This window comes from Halobacterium noricense (assembly GCF_021233435.1).
GTDB lineage: Archaea > Halobacteriota > Halobacteria > Halobacteriales > Halobacteriaceae > Halobacterium > Halobacterium noricense.
Map to the genome: position 1 here is coordinate 2,327,353 of NZ_CP089468.1, position 15,381 is coordinate 2,342,733.

At 66.0% G+C, this 15,381-nt stretch carries 18 protein-coding genes and 1 pseudogene; 10 read left to right on the forward strand and 9 right to left on the reverse strand.

Annotated features, from left to right (window positions below):
• Nucleotides 1–7: 7 nt before the first annotated feature.
• The 4 genes from LT974_RS12420 to LT974_RS12435 all read right to left on the reverse strand — a co-directional run bounded on the left by LT974_RS12420 (nt 8) and on the right by LT974_RS12435 (nt 3,449).
• Nucleotides 8–778, reverse strand: coding sequence for an amino acid ABC transporter ATP-binding protein (locus tag LT974_RS12420; RefSeq protein WP_232587953.1), 771 nt, complete (start codon nt 776–778; stop codon nt 8–10).
• Nucleotides 775–1,533 carry an ABC transporter permease gene (locus LT974_RS12425; protein ID WP_232587954.1) on the reverse strand — a complete coding sequence of 253 codons (759 nt, stop codon included), beginning with the start codon at nt 1,531–1,533 and terminating at the stop codon, nt 775–777. The genes LT974_RS12420 and LT974_RS12425 overlap by 4 nt, the downstream gene beginning before the upstream one ends.
• Nucleotides 1,534–1,535: 2 nt before the next feature.
• Complete coding sequence (locus LT974_RS12430; RefSeq protein WP_232587955.1) at nt 1,536–2,462, reverse strand: substrate-binding domain-containing protein; 927 nt, start codon at nt 2,460–2,462, stop codon at nt 1,536–1,538.
• A 111-nt stretch (nt 2,463–2,573) separates the two neighbouring features.
• Nucleotides 2,574–3,449 (reverse strand): homoserine kinase, encoded by an 876-nt coding sequence (locus LT974_RS12435; protein WP_232587956.1) that lies wholly within the window; start codon nt 3,447–3,449, stop codon nt 2,574–2,576.
• A 96-nt stretch (nt 3,450–3,545) separates the two neighbouring features.
• Between LT974_RS12435 and LT974_RS12440 the strand changes: the two genes are divergently transcribed.
• The 7 genes from LT974_RS12440 (at nt 3,546) to LT974_RS12470 (ending at nt 10,047) form a co-directional block, all read left to right on the forward strand.
• Complete coding sequence (locus LT974_RS12440) at nt 3,546–4,994, forward strand: NAD(P)/FAD-dependent oxidoreductase (RefSeq protein WP_232587957.1); 1,449 nt, start codon at nt 3,546–3,548, stop codon at nt 4,992–4,994.
• Between the two features lie 234 nt (nt 4,995–5,228).
• A complete protein-coding gene (locus LT974_RS12445; protein ID WP_232587958.1) occupies nt 5,229–6,008 on the forward strand; it encodes an IclR family transcriptional regulator in 780 nt (259 codons plus the stop codon).
• Nucleotides 6,009–6,257: 249 nt separating this feature from the next.
• Complete coding sequence (locus LT974_RS12450; RefSeq protein ID WP_232587959.1) at nt 6,258–7,256, forward strand: ABC transporter substrate-binding protein; 999 nt, start codon at nt 6,258–6,260, stop codon at nt 7,254–7,256.
• A gap of 13 nt (nt 7,257–7,269) precedes the next feature.
• Complete coding sequence (locus LT974_RS12455; protein ID WP_232587960.1) at nt 7,270–8,094, forward strand: ABC transporter permease; 825 nt, start codon at nt 7,270–7,272, stop codon at nt 8,092–8,094.
• Nucleotides 8,091–8,846, forward strand: a complete 756-nt coding sequence (locus tag LT974_RS12460) for an ABC transporter ATP-binding protein (RefSeq protein ID WP_232587961.1) — start codon at nt 8,091–8,093, stop codon at nt 8,844–8,846. The genes LT974_RS12455 and LT974_RS12460 overlap by 4 nt, the downstream gene beginning before the upstream one ends.
• A gap of 2 nt (nt 8,847–8,848) precedes the next feature.
• A complete protein-coding gene (locus tag LT974_RS12465) occupies nt 8,849–9,721 on the forward strand; it encodes an MBL fold metallo-hydrolase (protein WP_232587962.1) in 873 nt (290 codons plus the stop codon).
• 188 nt (nt 9,722–9,909) lie between these two features.
• Nucleotides 9,910–10,047, forward strand: a complete 138-nt coding sequence (locus LT974_RS12470; protein ID WP_232587963.1) for a hypothetical protein — start codon at nt 9,910–9,912, stop codon at nt 10,045–10,047.
• Here the strand turns inward: LT974_RS12470 and LT974_RS17975 are convergent.
• The 3 genes and pseudogenes from LT974_RS17975 to LT974_RS12485 form a co-directional block, all read right to left on the reverse strand.
• A pseudogene (locus LT974_RS17975) lies at nt 10,002–10,400 on the reverse strand (S1C family serine protease); the annotation flags it as partial. The gene LT974_RS12470 and the pseudogene LT974_RS17975 sit on opposite strands and share 46 nt — an antisense overlap.
• A gap of 41 nt (nt 10,401–10,441) precedes the next feature.
• Nucleotides 10,442–10,600, reverse strand: coding sequence for a hypothetical protein (locus LT974_RS12480; RefSeq protein ID WP_232587965.1), 159 nt, complete (start codon nt 10,598–10,600; stop codon nt 10,442–10,444).
• Nucleotides 10,601–10,644: 44 nt separating this feature from the next.
• Nucleotides 10,645–11,217 carry a DUF6149 family protein gene (locus LT974_RS12485; protein WP_232587966.1) on the reverse strand — a complete coding sequence of 191 codons (573 nt, stop codon included), beginning with the start codon at nt 11,215–11,217 and terminating at the stop codon, nt 10,645–10,647.
• 160 nt (nt 11,218–11,377) lie between these two features.
• On the opposite strand from LT974_RS12485, the gene LT974_RS12490 reads away from it, so the two are divergent.
• The 3 genes from LT974_RS12490 to LT974_RS12500 all read left to right on the forward strand — a co-directional run bounded on the left by LT974_RS12490 (nt 11,378) and on the right by LT974_RS12500 (nt 13,447).
• Nucleotides 11,378–12,631, forward strand: a complete 1,254-nt coding sequence (locus LT974_RS12490) for an NAD(P)/FAD-dependent oxidoreductase (RefSeq protein ID WP_232587967.1) — start codon at nt 11,378–11,380, stop codon at nt 12,629–12,631.
• Between the two features lie 133 nt (nt 12,632–12,764).
• A complete protein-coding gene (locus LT974_RS12495) occupies nt 12,765–12,977 on the forward strand; it encodes a hypothetical protein (protein ID WP_232587968.1) in 213 nt (70 codons plus the stop codon).
• Nucleotides 12,978–13,027: 50 nt separating this feature from the next.
• Nucleotides 13,028–13,447 carry a DUF7124 domain-containing protein gene (locus LT974_RS12500; protein WP_232587969.1) on the forward strand — a complete coding sequence of 140 codons (420 nt, stop codon included), beginning with the start codon at nt 13,028–13,030 and terminating at the stop codon, nt 13,445–13,447.
• A gap of 207 nt (nt 13,448–13,654) precedes the next feature.
• On the opposite strand, the gene LT974_RS12505 is transcribed toward LT974_RS12500, so the two are convergent.
• Both LT974_RS12505 and LT974_RS12510 read right to left on the reverse strand, forming a co-directional pair.
• Complete coding sequence (locus LT974_RS12505) at nt 13,655–14,443, reverse strand: ABC transporter permease subunit (RefSeq protein ID WP_232587970.1); 789 nt, start codon at nt 14,441–14,443, stop codon at nt 13,655–13,657.
• Nucleotides 14,436–15,335: an ABC transporter ATP-binding protein gene (locus tag LT974_RS12510; RefSeq protein ID WP_232587971.1), complete on the reverse strand. Its 900-nt coding sequence runs from the start codon at nt 15,333–15,335 to the stop codon at nt 14,436–14,438. The genes LT974_RS12505 and LT974_RS12510 overlap by 8 nt, the downstream gene beginning before the upstream one ends.
• Nucleotides 15,336–15,381 lie beyond the last annotated feature (46 nt).

The following is a 15,381-nucleotide window of genomic DNA, read 5'->3' on the forward strand; positions in this document are numbered from 1 at the left end:
CCTCTTTTCAGTAGACGAGTTCGCCGTCGATGAACTTCCGCGCGCGCTCGTCGCGGGGGTTCTCGAAGACGCGGTCGGTCGGCCCCGCCTCGATGACGCTGTCGTCGAGAAGGACGGCGACGCGGTCGGCGACGCGCTGGGCCTGATTCATGTCGTGCGTCGCCACGACGACGCCGATGTCGCGCTCGGCGGCCGCAGTCATGGCGTCCTCGATGACGGCAGTGTTCCGCGGGTCGAGGTCCGAGGTCGGCTCGTCGAGCAGCAGGAAGTCGGGGTCGTACGCCAGTGCGCGCGCGAACGCAACGCGCTGGGCCTCCCCGCCCGAGAGCGAGTCCACGTGCGTGTCCGCGTAGTCGGCGAGCCCGACCACGTCGAGCGCGTCGCGAACCGCGTCCGGCGGGTCGGTGGTGCCGACGAGCGCGCGGAGTTCGTCGCGGACGCGCTCGCGCCACGACCGCCGGACGCGCAGGCCGTACTCGACGTTGCGCGCGACCGAGGCGTCGAAGAGGCTCGCTTCCTGGAAGACGACGCCGACCCGTCGCCGGAGTGCGAGGCGCTCGTCGCCGGGCAGCGACCACGCGTCATCGCCGTCGACGGAGACGGTTCCCTCGTCGGGCGGCGTGAACAGCCCGAGCAGGCGCAGCAACGTCGACTTCCCGACGCCGGACGGTCCGATGACGGTGACGATGTCGCCCCGCGGGACGCGCAGGTCGACGTCCCGGAAGACCGCCGCGTCGTCCTCGTAGGCGTGCGTCACGCCGTCGGCGCGCAGCGTCATCGCATCTGCCCTCCGTCACCGAAGCGGACGACGACGGCGTTCACGGCGAGCACGAGCACGAGCAACACCGCGCCGAGCACGAGCGCGGTCTCGTAGCGGCCCTGCCGGGCTTCCAGTTGGACGGCGGTCGTGAGCGTGCGCGTCTTCGAGACGCCGTCCGAGCCGGCGATGTTCCCGCCGACGATGAGCACCGACCCGACCTCGCTGATGGCGCGCCCGAACCCCGCGAGCACGGCGGTGGCGATGCCGTAGCGGGCTTCCTTCACGACCGCGAGTGCGACGTCGACGCGCGTGCCGCCGAGCGCGAACGCGGCGTCCCGGACGTCCGCCTGGACGCCCGTGACGGCGGCGAGCGCGATGCCCGTGATGGGCGGCGTGGCGAGCACGAACTGCGACAGAATCATCGCTTCCTTGGTGAACACGAGTTCGAGTTCGCCGAGCGGCCCCTGGTTCGAGACCGCGAACAGCACGACTAGGCCGACGACAACGCTCGGGAACCCCATGCCGGTGTTGATGGCTGCCTTGACGAGGCGCTCGCCGGGGAAGTCGGTGAAGCCGACGACGAGCGCGACGGGGACGCTGAACAAAGTGCTGAGCGCGACTGCGGAGAGGCTGACGTACAGCGAGACGTAGATGATGCTGGTGACGTACTGGGATTCGAACGGGAACTCCACGAACAGCGGCCCGGCGGCCGCGTGCACGAACACGGAGAGGACGTCAGCCAGCGGCACGAGTCCAGCCAGCACCGCGACCATCTTCACTCGTTCGACTCGTCAGCGCTCCAGCCGTCGGGGACGTACTGCTGGAAGTTCGGGTCCTCGGAGAGCGCGCGCGGGAAGAACAGCTGTTCGCCGTTCGCGGTGTAGTCCGCGATGACTTGCTGGCCCTGCGGGCTCGTGATGTAGCCGATGTACGCCATCGCGAGGTCGTAGTTGGCGTCCTCGTGGCGCGCGGGGTTGGCGGCGAGCACGCCGTAGGGGTTCGCGAGCAGTTCCGGGCCGCCCTCGATGGGACCCTGGACGAGAATCGTGAGGTCGATTTCGGACTGCTGGGAGAGGTAGGTGCCGCGGTCAGCGAGCGTGTAGCCGCCCTGCTCGTTGGCGATGTTGAGCACCGCGCCCATCCCCTGGCCGGTCTCCTGATACCAGTCGCCGCCGGGCTCGACGCCCGCCGCCGACCAGATTGAGAGCTCTTTCGTGTGCGTCCCGGAGTTGTCCCCGCGGGAGACGAACTGGGCTTCGGATTCGGCGATGGTGGCGAACGCCTCGGTCGCGGAACTCATACCCTCGATGCCGGCGGGGTCCTCGGACGGGCCGACGATGACGAAGTCGTTGAACATCAGGTCGCGGCGGTTGACGCCGTGGCCCTGCCGCATGAACTCGTCTTCGAGCGAGCGCGCGTGGACCATGATGACGTCGGAGTTGCCGTTGCGCGCGGTCTCCAGCGCCGCCCCCGTCCCCTGCGCGACGGAGTCGACGGTGACGCCGTACATGTCCTCGAAGGGCGCGTTCAGCGCGTCCAGCAAGCCGGTGTCGTACGTGCTCGTGGTCGTGGTGAGCGTGAGCGTCTCGCCGACGACGCCCGCGCCGCCTTCGTCGCTGCCGAGCACGCTCGAACAGCCCGCGAGGCCGACTGTCGCCGCTGTGCCCACTGTCGCGAGGAACTTCCGTCGTTGTATTGGCATAGATACATCGCTGGACGCCACCCTCAAAAGTGTTGTCCGAACGGCGTGACGACTATTGGTTACGCTTCCGGACGAAGGTGAGTAGAAGTGAACGAGAGTCGGTACGCCAGCTCAGAAGATGGTCGCGCCGTCGCCGACGCGCGACCGGTACGCGGTCGCGTCGACGCCGTCGCGCTCGAAGCCGTCGACGAGCGCGCTGGCGACCTGTCGCTGGTCGTCGTCGCGGCAGACGGCGAGAATCGCCGGCCCCGCTCCACTGACCGTGACGCCCGTCGCGCCGGCCTCGCGGGCGGCCTCGCAGGCGGTGTCGTAGCCGTCGATGAGGTCCGCGCGAGCGGGCGTGACGAGGTGTTCTTCGAGGCCGCGGCCGACGCGCTCGGGGTCGTTGCGGCACATACCGATAGAGAGCGTCGCCGCCGACCCGACGGTGTCGACGAGGTCCTCGATGGCCGCCGACTCGGGGACGACGGCGCGGGCGTCCCGCGTCGAGACGACGATGTCCGGGAGGCAGACGACCAGCGAGAGGTCCGCGACGACGCGCTCGATGCCGTCGTCGCGGACGACCGTGAACCCGCCGAGGATGGCGGGGGCGACGTTGTCCGCGTGCGCGTCCCCGGAGACCGCAGCCTCCCCCTCCGCGGCGACCCGGACGAGTTCGCGCTGGCTGAGGTCGCGGTCGTACAGTTCCGCGAGCGCGACCGCGGCGCCCGCGGCGCTGGCGGCCGACGACCCGAGGCCCGACGACGGCCGGACGCCCTTGTCGATGGTGATGTGGGCGGGCGCGCCGAGCTCCGCGGCGACCACGCCGGCCGTGTTGTCCATCGGCTCCTCGGGGATGAAGTCCGCGCCCATTCCAGTCATCTCGATTGTCGTCTCCGATGCGCGCTCGACGTGGACGACGTCCGCGGGTCGGTCGAGCGCCACCCCGAAGACGTCGAAGCCGCTGCCGAGGTTCGCACTCGTCGCCGGCGCGCGGACGGTAACCATGCCCGTCCGTTACCGGGGGCCGCGCAAAAGCGTAGCGGACTCCGCACCCGGCGGGCGACCACAACGTTAACCCGGAGTCGCGCCCGACCTGCGTGCATGATTGCCATCGTTGGGGGCGGCATCGCGGGACTGGCGGCCGCGCGCCGACTCCAGGCCCACGGCCGCGACGTGCGCGTCTTCGAGGCGTCCGGGCAGGTCGGCGGCCTCGCGGCGACCACCGAGACGGCCGGCGACCCCATCGAGACGTTCTACCACCACCTCTCCGCCAGCGAGGAGACCATCGTCGAGTTGCTCGACGACCTCGGCCTTCGCGAGGACCTCCAGTGGCCCATCGGGAAGAACGCCTACTACGTCGACGGCACCGTCCACCCGATGGACAAGCCGTGGGAGATTCTGGCGTTCCCGCACTGGAGCCTCTACGACAAGTTCCGGCTCGGGATGCTCACGCTCGACGTCGACGTGCGCGGCGGCATCCCGTCCTTCGACACCTACGACGACCTCGAAGACTTCGAGGATATTCCGGTCAAGGAGTTTTGCATCGAGCACACCACCCGCAACGTCTACGAGACGTTCTTCGAACCCCTCCTCGAAGCGAAGTTCGGCGAGCGCATGGAGGACGTCTCGGCGGCGTGGCTACTCGGCCGCATCAAGTTCCGCGGCGAGCGCGACCTCCTCCGCGGGGAACCGCTGGGCTACCTCGACGGCGGCTTCGGCCGGCTGAACGACGCGCTCGTCGAGGACGTCGGCCGCGAGCACATCGACACGAACGCGCGCGTCACGAACGTCGGCACCGCCGACGGCGAACTCCAGACGGTGACCGTCGAGCACAGCGACCCCGCCGAGGACGGCTTCACGAACGTCGAGACCGTCGACGCGGACGCCGTCGTGGTCGCCGCGATGCCGAACGTCCTCGAAGCGCTCACCGGCTACGAGTGCGACATCACGTTCCAGGGGACGGTTTGCTCCATTATCAGCATGGACCGCCAGCTCACGGACACGTACTGGCTGAACATCGCCGACGACGCGCCGTTTGGTGCGCTCATCGAGCACACGAACTTCGTGCCGCCCGAGCGCTACGGCGGTCGCGAATCGGACGATTCGCGAGCACAGCAGAACAGTTCGGATTCTGCGGACGTTCACGGGACTCCTGGGGCGTCTCGTGCAGCCCATCAGGAATCTTCGATTCCTGAGGACGGCGAACACCTGCTGTACGTCCCGAAGTACATCCAGAGCCCCGACGACCCCGTCTGGCAGATGAGCGACGACGAGGTCGCCGACCACTGGCTCGACGGCATCGAGGCCCTCTTCCCCGAGTTCGACCGCGCGCACGTCAACTGGATTTCCACCGCGCGCAACCCCCGGACGGCACCCGTCTACGAGCGCGGCTACCTCGACATGGTGATTCCTTACCACCTCGACACCGAGGTCGCTGACGGCGTCTACTACGCGGGAATGGCCTCCCGCGCCCAGTACCCGGAGCGCTCGCTCAACGGCGGCATCGTCGCCGGATACGAGTGTGCCGACCGCATCGCCGGCGAGAAGTGAGTGCCACACCCGGTAGCCTGGTGGGCGCCGGGAGAGCTGTGCTCTCCCGAGACGCCGAACTCGCGGAGCGATTTTTCGGAAGAATCTCCGGGGGCGACGAGCGAGCGGAGCGAATTTCTACGGAATTGCCGGGAGAGACGAGCGGGCAAGAAGGTTTGTAGTCGGGGTCTACCCGCACCCGATTGTTTCACAGAGCGGAACAGTATTGGGTGTGTAGTGTTAGAACGGAACACGATGGACGAGCACGAGGCGGCCCAAGGGGACAGTCCGGTCGTCGACGCGACTGCGAAGTCGATGACAATCCTTCGGTCGTTAAAGACGGACGGGCCGGCGACGCTGACAGACCTGGCATCCCGGCTCGGGTACTCGAAGAGCACGGTCCACCGGCATCTGGCGACGCTGCAACGCGAGGGGTACGTCGCGGAGACCGACGGCGAGTACCGCGTGGGGTTGCTGTTTCTGGATTACGGGATTCACGCCAGAGAAGAGAGCGACCTCTTCCGGACCGCGAGAGAGCGCGTCGACGACCTATCCGACCGCCTCGACGAGAACGTCTGGCTGATGGTCGAGGAGAACGGGCACGGAGTGTTCATCTATCAGGGCGCGGGGAAGTCTCCGGTGCGGACGTTCACCCGGGAGGGGTACCGTGCGCACTTGCACACGTTCGCCGCTGGGAAGGTTGTACTGGCGCACATGGACGAGGAGCGCCGGGAGCAAGTGCTCGACCGCCACGGCCTCCCTGACCAGGCGCCGGAGTCGATTACGGACCGCGAGGAGCTGGCCGCGGAACTCGTGGATATTCGCGATCGGGGCGTCGGATTCAACCGCCAGGAATCGATTCGCGGCATCAACGCCGTCGCCGCGCCGGTGTTGGATGTCGACGGGCGACCGCTCGGTTCGATTTCGGTTGCGGGGCCAGCGAGCAGGCTCAAAGGCCAGTACCTCGAAGCAGAACTCCCCGAGCTGTTGTTGGGTGTGACGAACGAGATCGAAGTGAACCTGAGCTACGGATGACTAGTTCCGTTCTGTGAAACACGTCGCGAGCAGAGGCGGACCGGCAGACATCGATATTTTGATATGACCACATTTGGCCTAACGCCGCTCAGAGAGGTTCACGCGGCCCCTTGGAAGATATACGTGGTTCAACACGCAAACTGTTAATTATTTTGTGGGTTCTAAAGTCGGAGGCTTCCCCCCTTTCACTGATTAGAACATAACTTTTCCGATAGTTTAATTGTGGAGGATTTCTTGTGTAAGTCTGCCATGACACACGGTAGCAATCAAGTGTCCCGTCGGGGCGTGTTGAAAGCCAGCGGGGCGGCCGGACTGTTCGGGCTCGCTGGCTGCATCGATAGCGGGAGTAGCTCGGGAACAACGGTCGTCCACGGAACAACTCAGGGTGGAACGACCGGCGTCATCACGTCGGTGGTCGAGAACCAAGGATTCGACGCCGACCACGGCATCGACCTCGACCTCAAGCAGTTCACGGACCCACCACAGGTCCAGAATCAGCTCGCGTTGAGCGACGACGTCCCGACCGGCTACATGGGGTCGATTATCGCGACCCGGATGCACGCCGAGAACAACCCAATGAAACTCGTGGGGCCGTACATGTACTACCACGCGTACGTGCTCGCTCGCTCGGACAGCGACATCGACGGCCCGAGCGACCTCGCGGGCAAGAGAATCAGCTACGGGAACGAAGCCGCCGACGCGTGGCTGAAGTTCGCCGTGCTCCTCGCGGAGACGCACGGCATCACGCCCGACCAGTACGAGTTCGTCCAGTCGGCCCCACCCGCGGCACTCCCCCTGCTCGACCGCGGCGAGGTCGACGCAATCCTCTCCTTCGAGCCGATTCTCACCAAGGGCCTCACCCAGTACGACTTCGACGTCGTGTTCTCGCCGCGCGATGCATGGCGGGAGACCGAAGACCTCCCGTTGACTACCGTCGACCTCGCAGTCACGCAGTCCTGGTACGAGAACAACGCCGACACCACGTCCGACCTCGCGGCGACCCTACTGGACGCCCAGCGACACCTCTCCGAGAACATCGACTCCGTCATCGAGAACAACCCCAGCACCTTCGGCTTCGAGAGTGACGCCGCTATCAACCTCGGGAAGGAACGAATGGACCAAATCTACCCGACGGAGTGGAATGAAGATTCCTTCGTCGAATCGGAGCTACGGATGGTCGAGAAGGCCAACGAACTCGGGATGATAGACGCCGCACCGACCGAAGACATCTTCGAGTGGGTGATGTGACGTGGCGGAGAATGTGAGCGGTTCACGACTCGAACTGTCGGGTCGACTCTCCGGGCTCCTTCGGGAGTACCGACGATACGGATACTACACAGTTTCTCTGCTGTTGTTCCTGCTGGCGTGGGAGGTAGGGTCGCAGCTAATCCTTCAATCACTACTTCCCGGGGTGGTTCCTGTCGGCGAACGGATGGTCGCAATCGTCGCCAGCGGCGCGTTCTTCTCGCACCTCCTCGACACGCTCCGACGGGTCGCAGTTGGATTCCTGCTCGCGTACGGTGTCAGCGTTCCACTCGGTATCGCCATGGGTTTCGACGAGCGTTTCGAGTACTTCTTCGACATCCCCATCCTCATCGGCATCTCCGTTCCCGGGCTTGCAGTCGCCGTTATCGCTATCATCTGGTTCGGTCTCTCCGAGATGGCGGCGTTCGTCTCCGTGTTCATCCTCGCGACGCCGATGATCGTCTTCAACTTCTGGCAGGGCGCAAAGTCGATCGACGAGAACCTACTGCGGATGGGCGATTCCTTTGAGCTGTCGCGGACGGCGAAAGTCCGTCACATCGTCCTCCCGTCGCTGCTCCCGCAGTTGCTGGCGGCGGCGCGATTCGGGCTCGCGATGAGCTGGAAAATCGTCGTCATCGTGGAGCTACTTGGCTTGACCAGCGGCATCGGCTACATGATTAACAATCAGTTCCAGCTGTACTCCATCACGGGCGTACTGGCGTGGACGCTGACCTTCACGCTCGTGATGATGACTATTGAATTCGGCGTGCTGAAGAACGTTGAGCGCCGCGTCACGCAGTGGCGTGGCACCGGCAGTGTGAATGGAGGTCCAAGAGAATGACTCGAATAGACGTTAGCGGCGTCGAAAAGCAGTATCAACAGACGGACGCGGCGGCGCTCCGCGTGCTTGACGGCGTCCAATTCACGACCGACGAGAACGACTTCGTCTGCATCCTTGGGCCGTCCGGCTGTGGGAAGTCGACGCTGATGAACATCATCGCTGGATTGGAAACGCCGACGACGGGCGCCGTCACGGTCGGCGACGAAACCGAGAACACCGACGTCTGCTTCGTCTTTCAGGAGCCGCGGTTGCTCGACTGGCGCACCGTCAGGAAGAACGTCGAAATCGCCCTTGCCGGCAAGGGTGTCCCAGAGTCGGAGTGGGACGACCGCATCCAGCAGTACCTCGAACTCGTCGGCCTCGGCTCGTTCGCCGACGAGTACCCGCGTTCGCTATCCGGCGGGATGCAGCAGCGCGTGTCCATCGCTCGCGCGATGGCGGTCGAACCGGACGTCATCCTCATGGACGAACCGTTCTCCAGTGTGGACGAAATCACAGCGCGGCAGCTTCGGAGCGACCTCGTAGACATCTGGGAGGACCAGCAGCGGACCATCGTGTTCGTCACGCACGACGCGACCGAAGCGACGTACCTCGCAAACCGCGTGCTCGTGATGTCACACCGACCCTCGGAAGTGTTGGTGGACGAGAAGATCGATATCGACCGCCCACGGAGCGTCGACGACCCGACCCTCGTCGAACTCGCGGAGACGTTCGTCGGCGAACTCGAGACGCGAGCGGGTGCCCAGCACTGACCATGGAGGTGACGCTCCTCGGGACGGGCAGCCCCGTCCCAAACCTCGACCGTGCGGGGACCGCGTACACCGTCTCGGTGGATGGAACGACGTACATGATAGATTGTGGGCCGCGCGCGGTGTACGAGCTCATGGAGAACGGCATCGACCCGGCGTCGATTACGGACCTCCTGTTCACCCATCACCACGTCGACCACAACGCCGCATTCCCGCACTTCGCTATCGCGGGCTGGACGTCGGGACGCGAGTCGTTGACGGTCTACGGTCCAGATGGGACCGACAACCTCCTCGAAGCTCTCTACACAGTCTACGAGGACGACATCGCGTACCGGAAGGAGGTTGGGTATTCGGGGGAGGGAATCGAGGACATCGACTGCGTTCGCGTCGACGCCGGCTTCGAGCTCGAACGCGACGACCTGACCGTGACGGCAATGCCGGTCGACCACTCCATCGAGACGTACGCGTACCGGTTCGAACACGACGACTGCGCGGTCGTATTCTCGGGCGACACTCAACCGCTTGACCGCCTCGGAGAGTTTGCGAGCGGCGCGGACGTCCTGGTCCACGACGCACATCTCGCACCAGTCGGCGAACCGCCCGGAGACGGGTTCGTCTGGGAGCGGTACACGACCGCATACTCGGAGCAACTCAAGGACGGACTCCAGAAGACACACAGCACGCCGGAGCAAGCAGGGGAGGTCGCTGCAGCCGCCGGCGTCGAGGCGCTCGTCCTAACACACTTCCCGCCGTACCGCGATGAAGCGGAAGTCCGTGGAGCAGCGGCGGCGGAGTTCGACGGCACAGTCCACGTCGGTCGCGACGGACTGGCGCTCTCAATCGAGAAGTCGGCCGTTCGACACCGAGCGAACGTCTGAGTCTGGTCGCGCCGGGAGACAGCGTGGTCACGAACCCGTCAGACGGACCAGCGGGGACCACGTCGACGACGAGCAGGCCGCGGGGGTCGCTGAGGTCGTTCGCAGTGGCAATCTGCGGGGTGGCGTTCGCGAACGACGCGCCCACGCACGCGTGGTCGTAGTCACCGGACTGGACGAGTTCGGGGACGATGCGCTGGGTGAGCGCGGCGGAGGTGGCGAACGCGATGTTCTCGCCGCCGCCGAAGTTGCTGACCGCGAGCACCGACCCGGCGGGAGACATCAGCGGGCCGCCGCTGTTCCCGGGGTTGACGGCGGCGTCGGTCTGAATCGCGTCGGGAATCCGATACCCCGTCGGGAAGGGGATGAGACGGGCGACGCCGGTGGTCGCGGACCCGTTCAAGTTGTAGGGGTTGCCGATGGCGACGATCTCCTGCCCGACGACGGGGTTGGCGTCGGCGAACGGGAGCGGCGTCGCGGGGTCGGGGAGCGAGTCGATTTCGACGACAGCGAGGTCGCTGTGCGGGTCCGTACCGACGACGTCCCCGGTGCTCCAGTCGCCCTCGTTGAAGCGGATGGACGCCTCGCTCGCTCGGCCGACGACGTGGGCGTTCGTGACGACGTGCGAGGCGTCGTACACGAACCCGGTGCCCTGACTGTTACCCGCCCGCACCAGCACCACGGAGTCGATGGTCTCCCGGTAGATTTCCGCGTACGGGCTGTCTAGTCGGCTTCGGTCTGTTCGACTGTCGGCTGAGGCGCGTCGGTGGTCGTCGTAGCCCCGTCCTGTGGCGCGGACGACGAACAACCGGCGAGCGCTGCGAGTGTGCTCACGCCACACAGTTCGAGAAACCGACGGCGACCCACTGACGAGTCAGCCATGGCGTCCGAGAGAAGGGATTAGCAGCCTGTATGTTTGGTGGAGGCTACGTCCCGGGGCGCTTCGAAGGGTCGACGTCGTCGGGTTCCTCGACGTCGCCGCGCTGCACCTCGCCGTCCTCGGTCTCGACGTAGACGTCGTCGGCGTAGCCGCCTTCGGCGTGCTCGAAGTCGGCCTCGTCGAGGCGTTCCGGGGTCGCGGGGGCCTCCGCGACGCCGTCGGCGGGCCGGAACTCGCCGAGTGGGTCGTCGACGCTGATTCCGTGGGCGTCGAAGAACTCCGCGTAGCGCTCGTAGTGGTCGGTCAGCTCGCTCGGCGGGAACTCCATCATCTCCGCCCAGCCGTGGTTGTAGAAGTCGAAGTTCGCGACGATGTGCGTGGTCTCGCGGGCCTCGGCCTCCGAGTAGCCTTCCTGGAGGGCAGCGAGGTACATGTCCATCGTCGCGTCGAAGAAGTCTTCGAGGTGGTCGCGGCGCTCCTCGCGGCGGGCCTCGTCGGCTTTCCCCGAGAAGATGCGGACGTGGAGGTCGACCAAGCCCCTCTTGGCGACCGAGCGCACGCCGGGCAGTTCCAGCGCCTTCCGGGACGCGAAGTGCTTGGCGTTCTGGTGGAGTTTCACGTTCGCGGGTACGGACGCGGGCCTAAAGAACATCCCGACGCGGCACTGTCCGCGCTCGCTACGAATTCGGAAATCGCCTGCGTGCGCCGCGTTCGCGCGATGTTCTCGTCGCGCCGGAGAGATAGCAATCCACTTTAACCCGGAATGCCACAGTCCGACCATGAGCGAGTCCTACGTGATAATCGGCGACGGCATCGCGGGCAGCTCCGCCGCCGAAGCTATCCGCGAGGAGGCTCCCGACGCCGACGTCACCGTCGTCACAGACGAGGGCGAGGCCCTCTACAATCGAATTCTCATCAAGGAATTCGCGAAGGGGAAGCTCCCGGAAGCCCCCATCAGCATCCACGAACCGGACTGGTACGACGAGCGCGACATCGACCTCCAGTTGAACACGCTCGTCACGGGCGTCAACCCCGACGCCCACACCGTCGAAACCCACGAGGGCGAGGAAATTAGCTACGACAAGCTGCTGGTCGCGGCGGGCGGCACGCCCAACCAGCTCCCCGTCGAGAACTCCGACGCCGACGGCGTCCACCACTTCTGGACGTTCCAGGACGCGCGGAAGATTCGCGAGCACGCCGACGAAGCCGACACAGGCGTCGTCGTCGGCGCAGGCCTGCTCGGCATCGACCTCGCGGCCATCTGCGGCGGGCAGGGCGTCGACGCGAAGTACCTGATGCGCGGCGACCGCTGGTGGCGGTACGCGCTCAGCGCGGAGGGAGCCGAAATCATCCACGAGGGGCTCCGCGAGAAGGGCGTCGAGCCCGTCTTCGAGTCCGGCACGGACCACTTCGAGACGAACGACGACGGCGAAGTCGTCGCGACCATCGACGGGAACGGCGACCGCCACGACTCGGACTTCGTCGGGGTTGCCATCGGCCTCGACTTCAACGTCGAAATCCTCCAGGACACCGAAGCCACCATCGAGAACGGCGTCCACGTCGACGAGTACATGCGCACCGACGTCGAGGATGTCTACGCCGCCGGCGACATCACCCAGTACTGGGACACCATCATGGACGAGCGCGCGCAGAACGGCTCGTGGGGCTCCGCGAAACAGCAGGGCGCCCTCGCCGGGAAGACGATGCTCGCGGACGAAGGCTACGACGTCGACATCGAGCCGTTCCGCTGGGTGTCCTCGTACTCGATTACGCACTTCGACTTCCCGTTCCTCTCCTTCGGCTTCCCGACGATGGGCGACGAGTCCTGCGAGCGCAAGTACAGCGACACGGAGTGGCGTCGCCTGACGTTCAAGGACGGCAAGCTCATCGGCGGCGTGCTCATCGGGAACCTCGCGCCGCAGTCGAAGTACAAGAAGCTCATCAAGGACGAGGCCATCGTCGCCGACCAGCAGGACGTCCTCCTCCAGGACAACTTCGAAATCGACGAGCTCGCCATCCCGCAGGAACAGTAGCGCTCGCCTCTCGCTCTCGTTCGCCGCTCGTTTTAGATTCGTCACGTATCGCCCGTTCCCAGCCGACCTGCCGGTATCCTTATACCCCTTTGCGCCATACGTTGTCACGGCACACGGAACTGCCGGTGAGCACATGAACCCGATTCTGGAAGCAACCGAGACCGCGCCGACGACCGTCGAGGAGACCGTCCGCGACTACGACGAACTCCACGACCGAGCACAGGCCGCCCTCCCGGATGCCGTCGACGGCAACGGCGTAACAATCCCCGAGGAGGTCGCCGACGACCTCGCCGACGGCGAAGTCGTCCGCTTCACCGGCTACTATCGCCTCGACATCGCTCAGTAGCGCGGCCCGCGACCGAAGCCGTTTTTCCCGTTCGCGCCCGACGTTCCGCCATGAGCCAATCCGGCGGCAGCACGGACATGACCCTCGCGTTCGAGCTGTCCGCGCTCCAGGAACTCGCGAAACCCGGGACCGCGTTCGCGGGCGCGCGCCAGTGGACCGAGTACGTCGGCGTCGTCTCCGACGAACCCACGTACGTCGTCACCAACTTCACGCGCAAACGCCGCATCCGCCAGGACTTCTTCTCCGGCCCCAAGGGCCGCAAGGAGAGCCTCGAATCCGTCAAACGCCAGTTCGACACCGAACGCCACGTCTTCGTCGGCATCGACGACGACGACCGCGAGCTCGCCGAGGAAGTCGGCTGGGAGTACCTCCCGCTCGAAGACGCCGCCGAAAAGGCAGACTGGGAGCTCGCCAGCGAAACCGACGACGAACCCGACGAGGAAGCCGAAGTTCGCGACGACTGGCCCTAAGCAAGCACTTTTTGCGCTGCGTGAGGCGCGCTTCGCGCGCCTCACTCGGCAAAAACTTGCGGAAAAAGCACTCCTCCTTCGGTCCGTTCCGTCCCTCAGTCGTCGGCCCGAGCGCTCACTGCGTTCGCGCTCGGTGAACCGCGTCGCTCGGGCTTTTCAAGCCGCTCGCTCGCGGATGCTCGTCGGCGGTTGGTCGGTCTGCTGTCGTTAGTTCACGTCCTTCCGCCGGAAGTACAGTTGACTGCCAGCGACGAGCAGCAGTGTCGCGGCCACGAGGATGGCTGCACCGGCGACATCGTAGGTGCCGTCGACGAGAATCGCGGTCGGATCGAAGTACCGCATCGGCGCGACTGCGCCGGCCCACGCGTAGTCCGTACTCGTGAGCAGCGATTCGAGCAGGAACAACCCGAACACCGTCGCCATCGCCGCGCGCTGGGCGACGCTCTCGCGGTCCGCGAGGACGCTGAACGCCAGCCCGATTGCCGCGCACGCGAAGAGGTACGGGAGCGAGAGGAGGTGAACCGCGACGAGGTCGACGGTGCCGATTGGGTAGCCGATGGCGCGCGTCGCCACCCACGTCACCGCGGCGACGACGACGTTGATGAGGAGGACGCCGGGGACGAGGGAGAGGAATCGCTCGGCGACGAGGCGGGCGCGCGAGACGGGCAGCGAGAGCAACACGTCCATGCGGCCGCTTTCGACGTCGCCGGAGACGAGGGAGGCGGCGCTGTACGCGAGGTAGAGGCCGAGGAGGATGACCCACGCGAACTGGTAGAGTTCGGTCGCGAGGAACCCCTCGATGGTGTTGAACGCGCGCAGGCCGAACGCCTCCACGAACACCGGCGGGAGCGCCTCGATGTACTCCTCGAGGTCGAGGTTCCCGGTGAGCGACGGGAAGAACGCGGCGTACATCGCGCTGAATGCGGAGAGGCCGACCGAGAGCGCGAGCGCGCCCTTCACGCGCTTTCGAGCGCCGTAGGCAGCAATCTCAAACATCGTCGTCACCCCCGTAGAAGTCGAGGAAGACGTCTTCCAGTGGTGCCTCCTCGACGTCGAGTTCCTGCAGCGGATAACGGTCGAGTTCGTCCACGAGCGCGTCCACGTCGCCCGTGAACGTGAACGAGACGCGCGTCGCGCCAGCGAGAGGCCGGCGCGCGAGGTCCGAGACGCCGGGAATGTCGAAGGCCTCGGACGGCACGTCGCCGGCGACCCGAGTGCGGACGAGTTTGCCGCTGCGGTCGAGCAAGGTCTCGACGTCCTCGACGGCGACGAGTTCCCCGTCCCGGAGGACGGCCACGCGGTCACAGATGCGTCGCACCTCGCTGAGGACGTGACTGGAGAACAGGACGGTGACGCCGCGCTCGCGCTCGTCGCGCACGAGCTCGTTGAAGCGGTCCTGCAGGAGCGGGTCCAGTCCGGACGTCGGCTCGTCGAGGACGACGACGTCGGGGTCGTGCATGAACGCCTGTACGATGCCGAGCTTCTGGACGTTCCCCGTGGAGTACTCGCGCACGGGACGGTCCAGCGGCGGTTCGAACCGGTCGCGGAGGTCGGCGCGGCGGGAGCCTCCTTTCAGCGACTCGTGGAGGTCCAGCACTTCGCGTCCGGTCGCTTGCTCGTCGAATTGGGGGTTGCTCGGGAGGAAGCCCGTGTCCGCGAGCGCGTCGAGGCGCTGGCTCTCGACGGTGGTGTCGTGCCCGAGAATCGAGACGGTCCCCGAGGTGGGTGCCTGCATCCCGAGGAGCGTGCGGAGGGTCGTCGTCTTGCCGGCGCCGTTCGGCCCGAGGAAGCCGAACACTTCGCCGGCTTCGACCTCGAAGGAGACGTCGTCGACGGCGACGAGGTCCCCGTAGCGCTTGGTGAGGTCGCGGAGTTCGATGGCGGCCATAGCGGACAGACGCACACCCCGACCAAGAAGATTCGGCCCGAGAACA

Excerpts from the sequence above, each read along its gene's own strand:
- LT974_RS12495 (WP_232587968.1), top strand. The coding sequence starts at position 12,765 with ATGAACCCGATTCTGGAAGCAACCGAGACCGCGCCGACGACCGTCGAG.
- LT974_RS12510 (WP_232587971.1), bottom strand. The coding sequence starts at position 15,335 with ATGGCCGCCATCGAACTCCGCGACCTCACCAAGCGCTACGGGGACCTC.
- LT974_RS12440 (WP_232587957.1), top strand. The coding sequence starts at position 3,546 with ATGATTGCCATCGTTGGGGGCGGCATCGCGGGACTGGCGGCCGCGCGC.
- LT974_RS12450 (WP_232587959.1), top strand. The coding sequence starts at position 6,258 with ATGACACACGGTAGCAATCAAGTGTCCCGTCGGGGCGTGTTGAAAGCC.
- LT974_RS12420 (WP_232587953.1), bottom strand. The coding sequence starts at position 778 with ATGACGCTGCGCGCCGACGGCGTGACGCACGCCTACGAGGACGACGCG.
- LT974_RS12445 (WP_232587958.1), top strand. The coding sequence starts at position 5,229 with ATGGACGAGCACGAGGCGGCCCAAGGGGACAGTCCGGTCGTCGACGCG.
- LT974_RS12430 (WP_232587955.1), bottom strand. The coding sequence starts at position 2,462 with ATGCCAATACAACGACGGAAGTTCCTCGCGACAGTGGGCACAGCGGCG.
- LT974_RS12480 (WP_232587965.1), bottom strand. The coding sequence starts at position 10,600 with ATGGCTGACTCGTCAGTGGGTCGCCGTCGGTTTCTCGAACTGTGTGGC.
- LT974_RS12505 (WP_232587970.1), bottom strand. The coding sequence starts at position 14,443 with ATGTTTGAGATTGCTGCCTACGGCGCTCGAAAGCGCGTGAAGGGCGCG.
- LT974_RS12425 (WP_232587954.1), bottom strand. The coding sequence starts at position 1,533 with ATGGTCGCGGTGCTGGCTGGACTCGTGCCGCTGGCTGACGTCCTCTCC.
- LT974_RS12465 (WP_232587962.1), top strand. The coding sequence starts at position 8,849 with ATGGAGGTGACGCTCCTCGGGACGGGCAGCCCCGTCCCAAACCTCGAC.
- LT974_RS12500 (WP_232587969.1), top strand. The coding sequence starts at position 13,028 with ATGAGCCAATCCGGCGGCAGCACGGACATGACCCTCGCGTTCGAGCTG.
- LT974_RS12460 (WP_232587961.1), top strand. The coding sequence starts at position 8,091 with ATGACTCGAATAGACGTTAGCGGCGTCGAAAAGCAGTATCAACAGACG.
- LT974_RS12490 (WP_232587967.1), top strand. The coding sequence starts at position 11,378 with ATGAGCGAGTCCTACGTGATAATCGGCGACGGCATCGCGGGCAGCTCC.
- LT974_RS12435 (WP_232587956.1), bottom strand. The coding sequence starts at position 3,449 with ATGGTTACCGTCCGCGCGCCGGCGACGAGTGCGAACCTCGGCAGCGGC.
- LT974_RS12470 (WP_232587963.1), top strand. The coding sequence starts at position 9,910 with ATGCGCTGGGTGAGCGCGGCGGAGGTGGCGAACGCGATGTTCTCGCCG.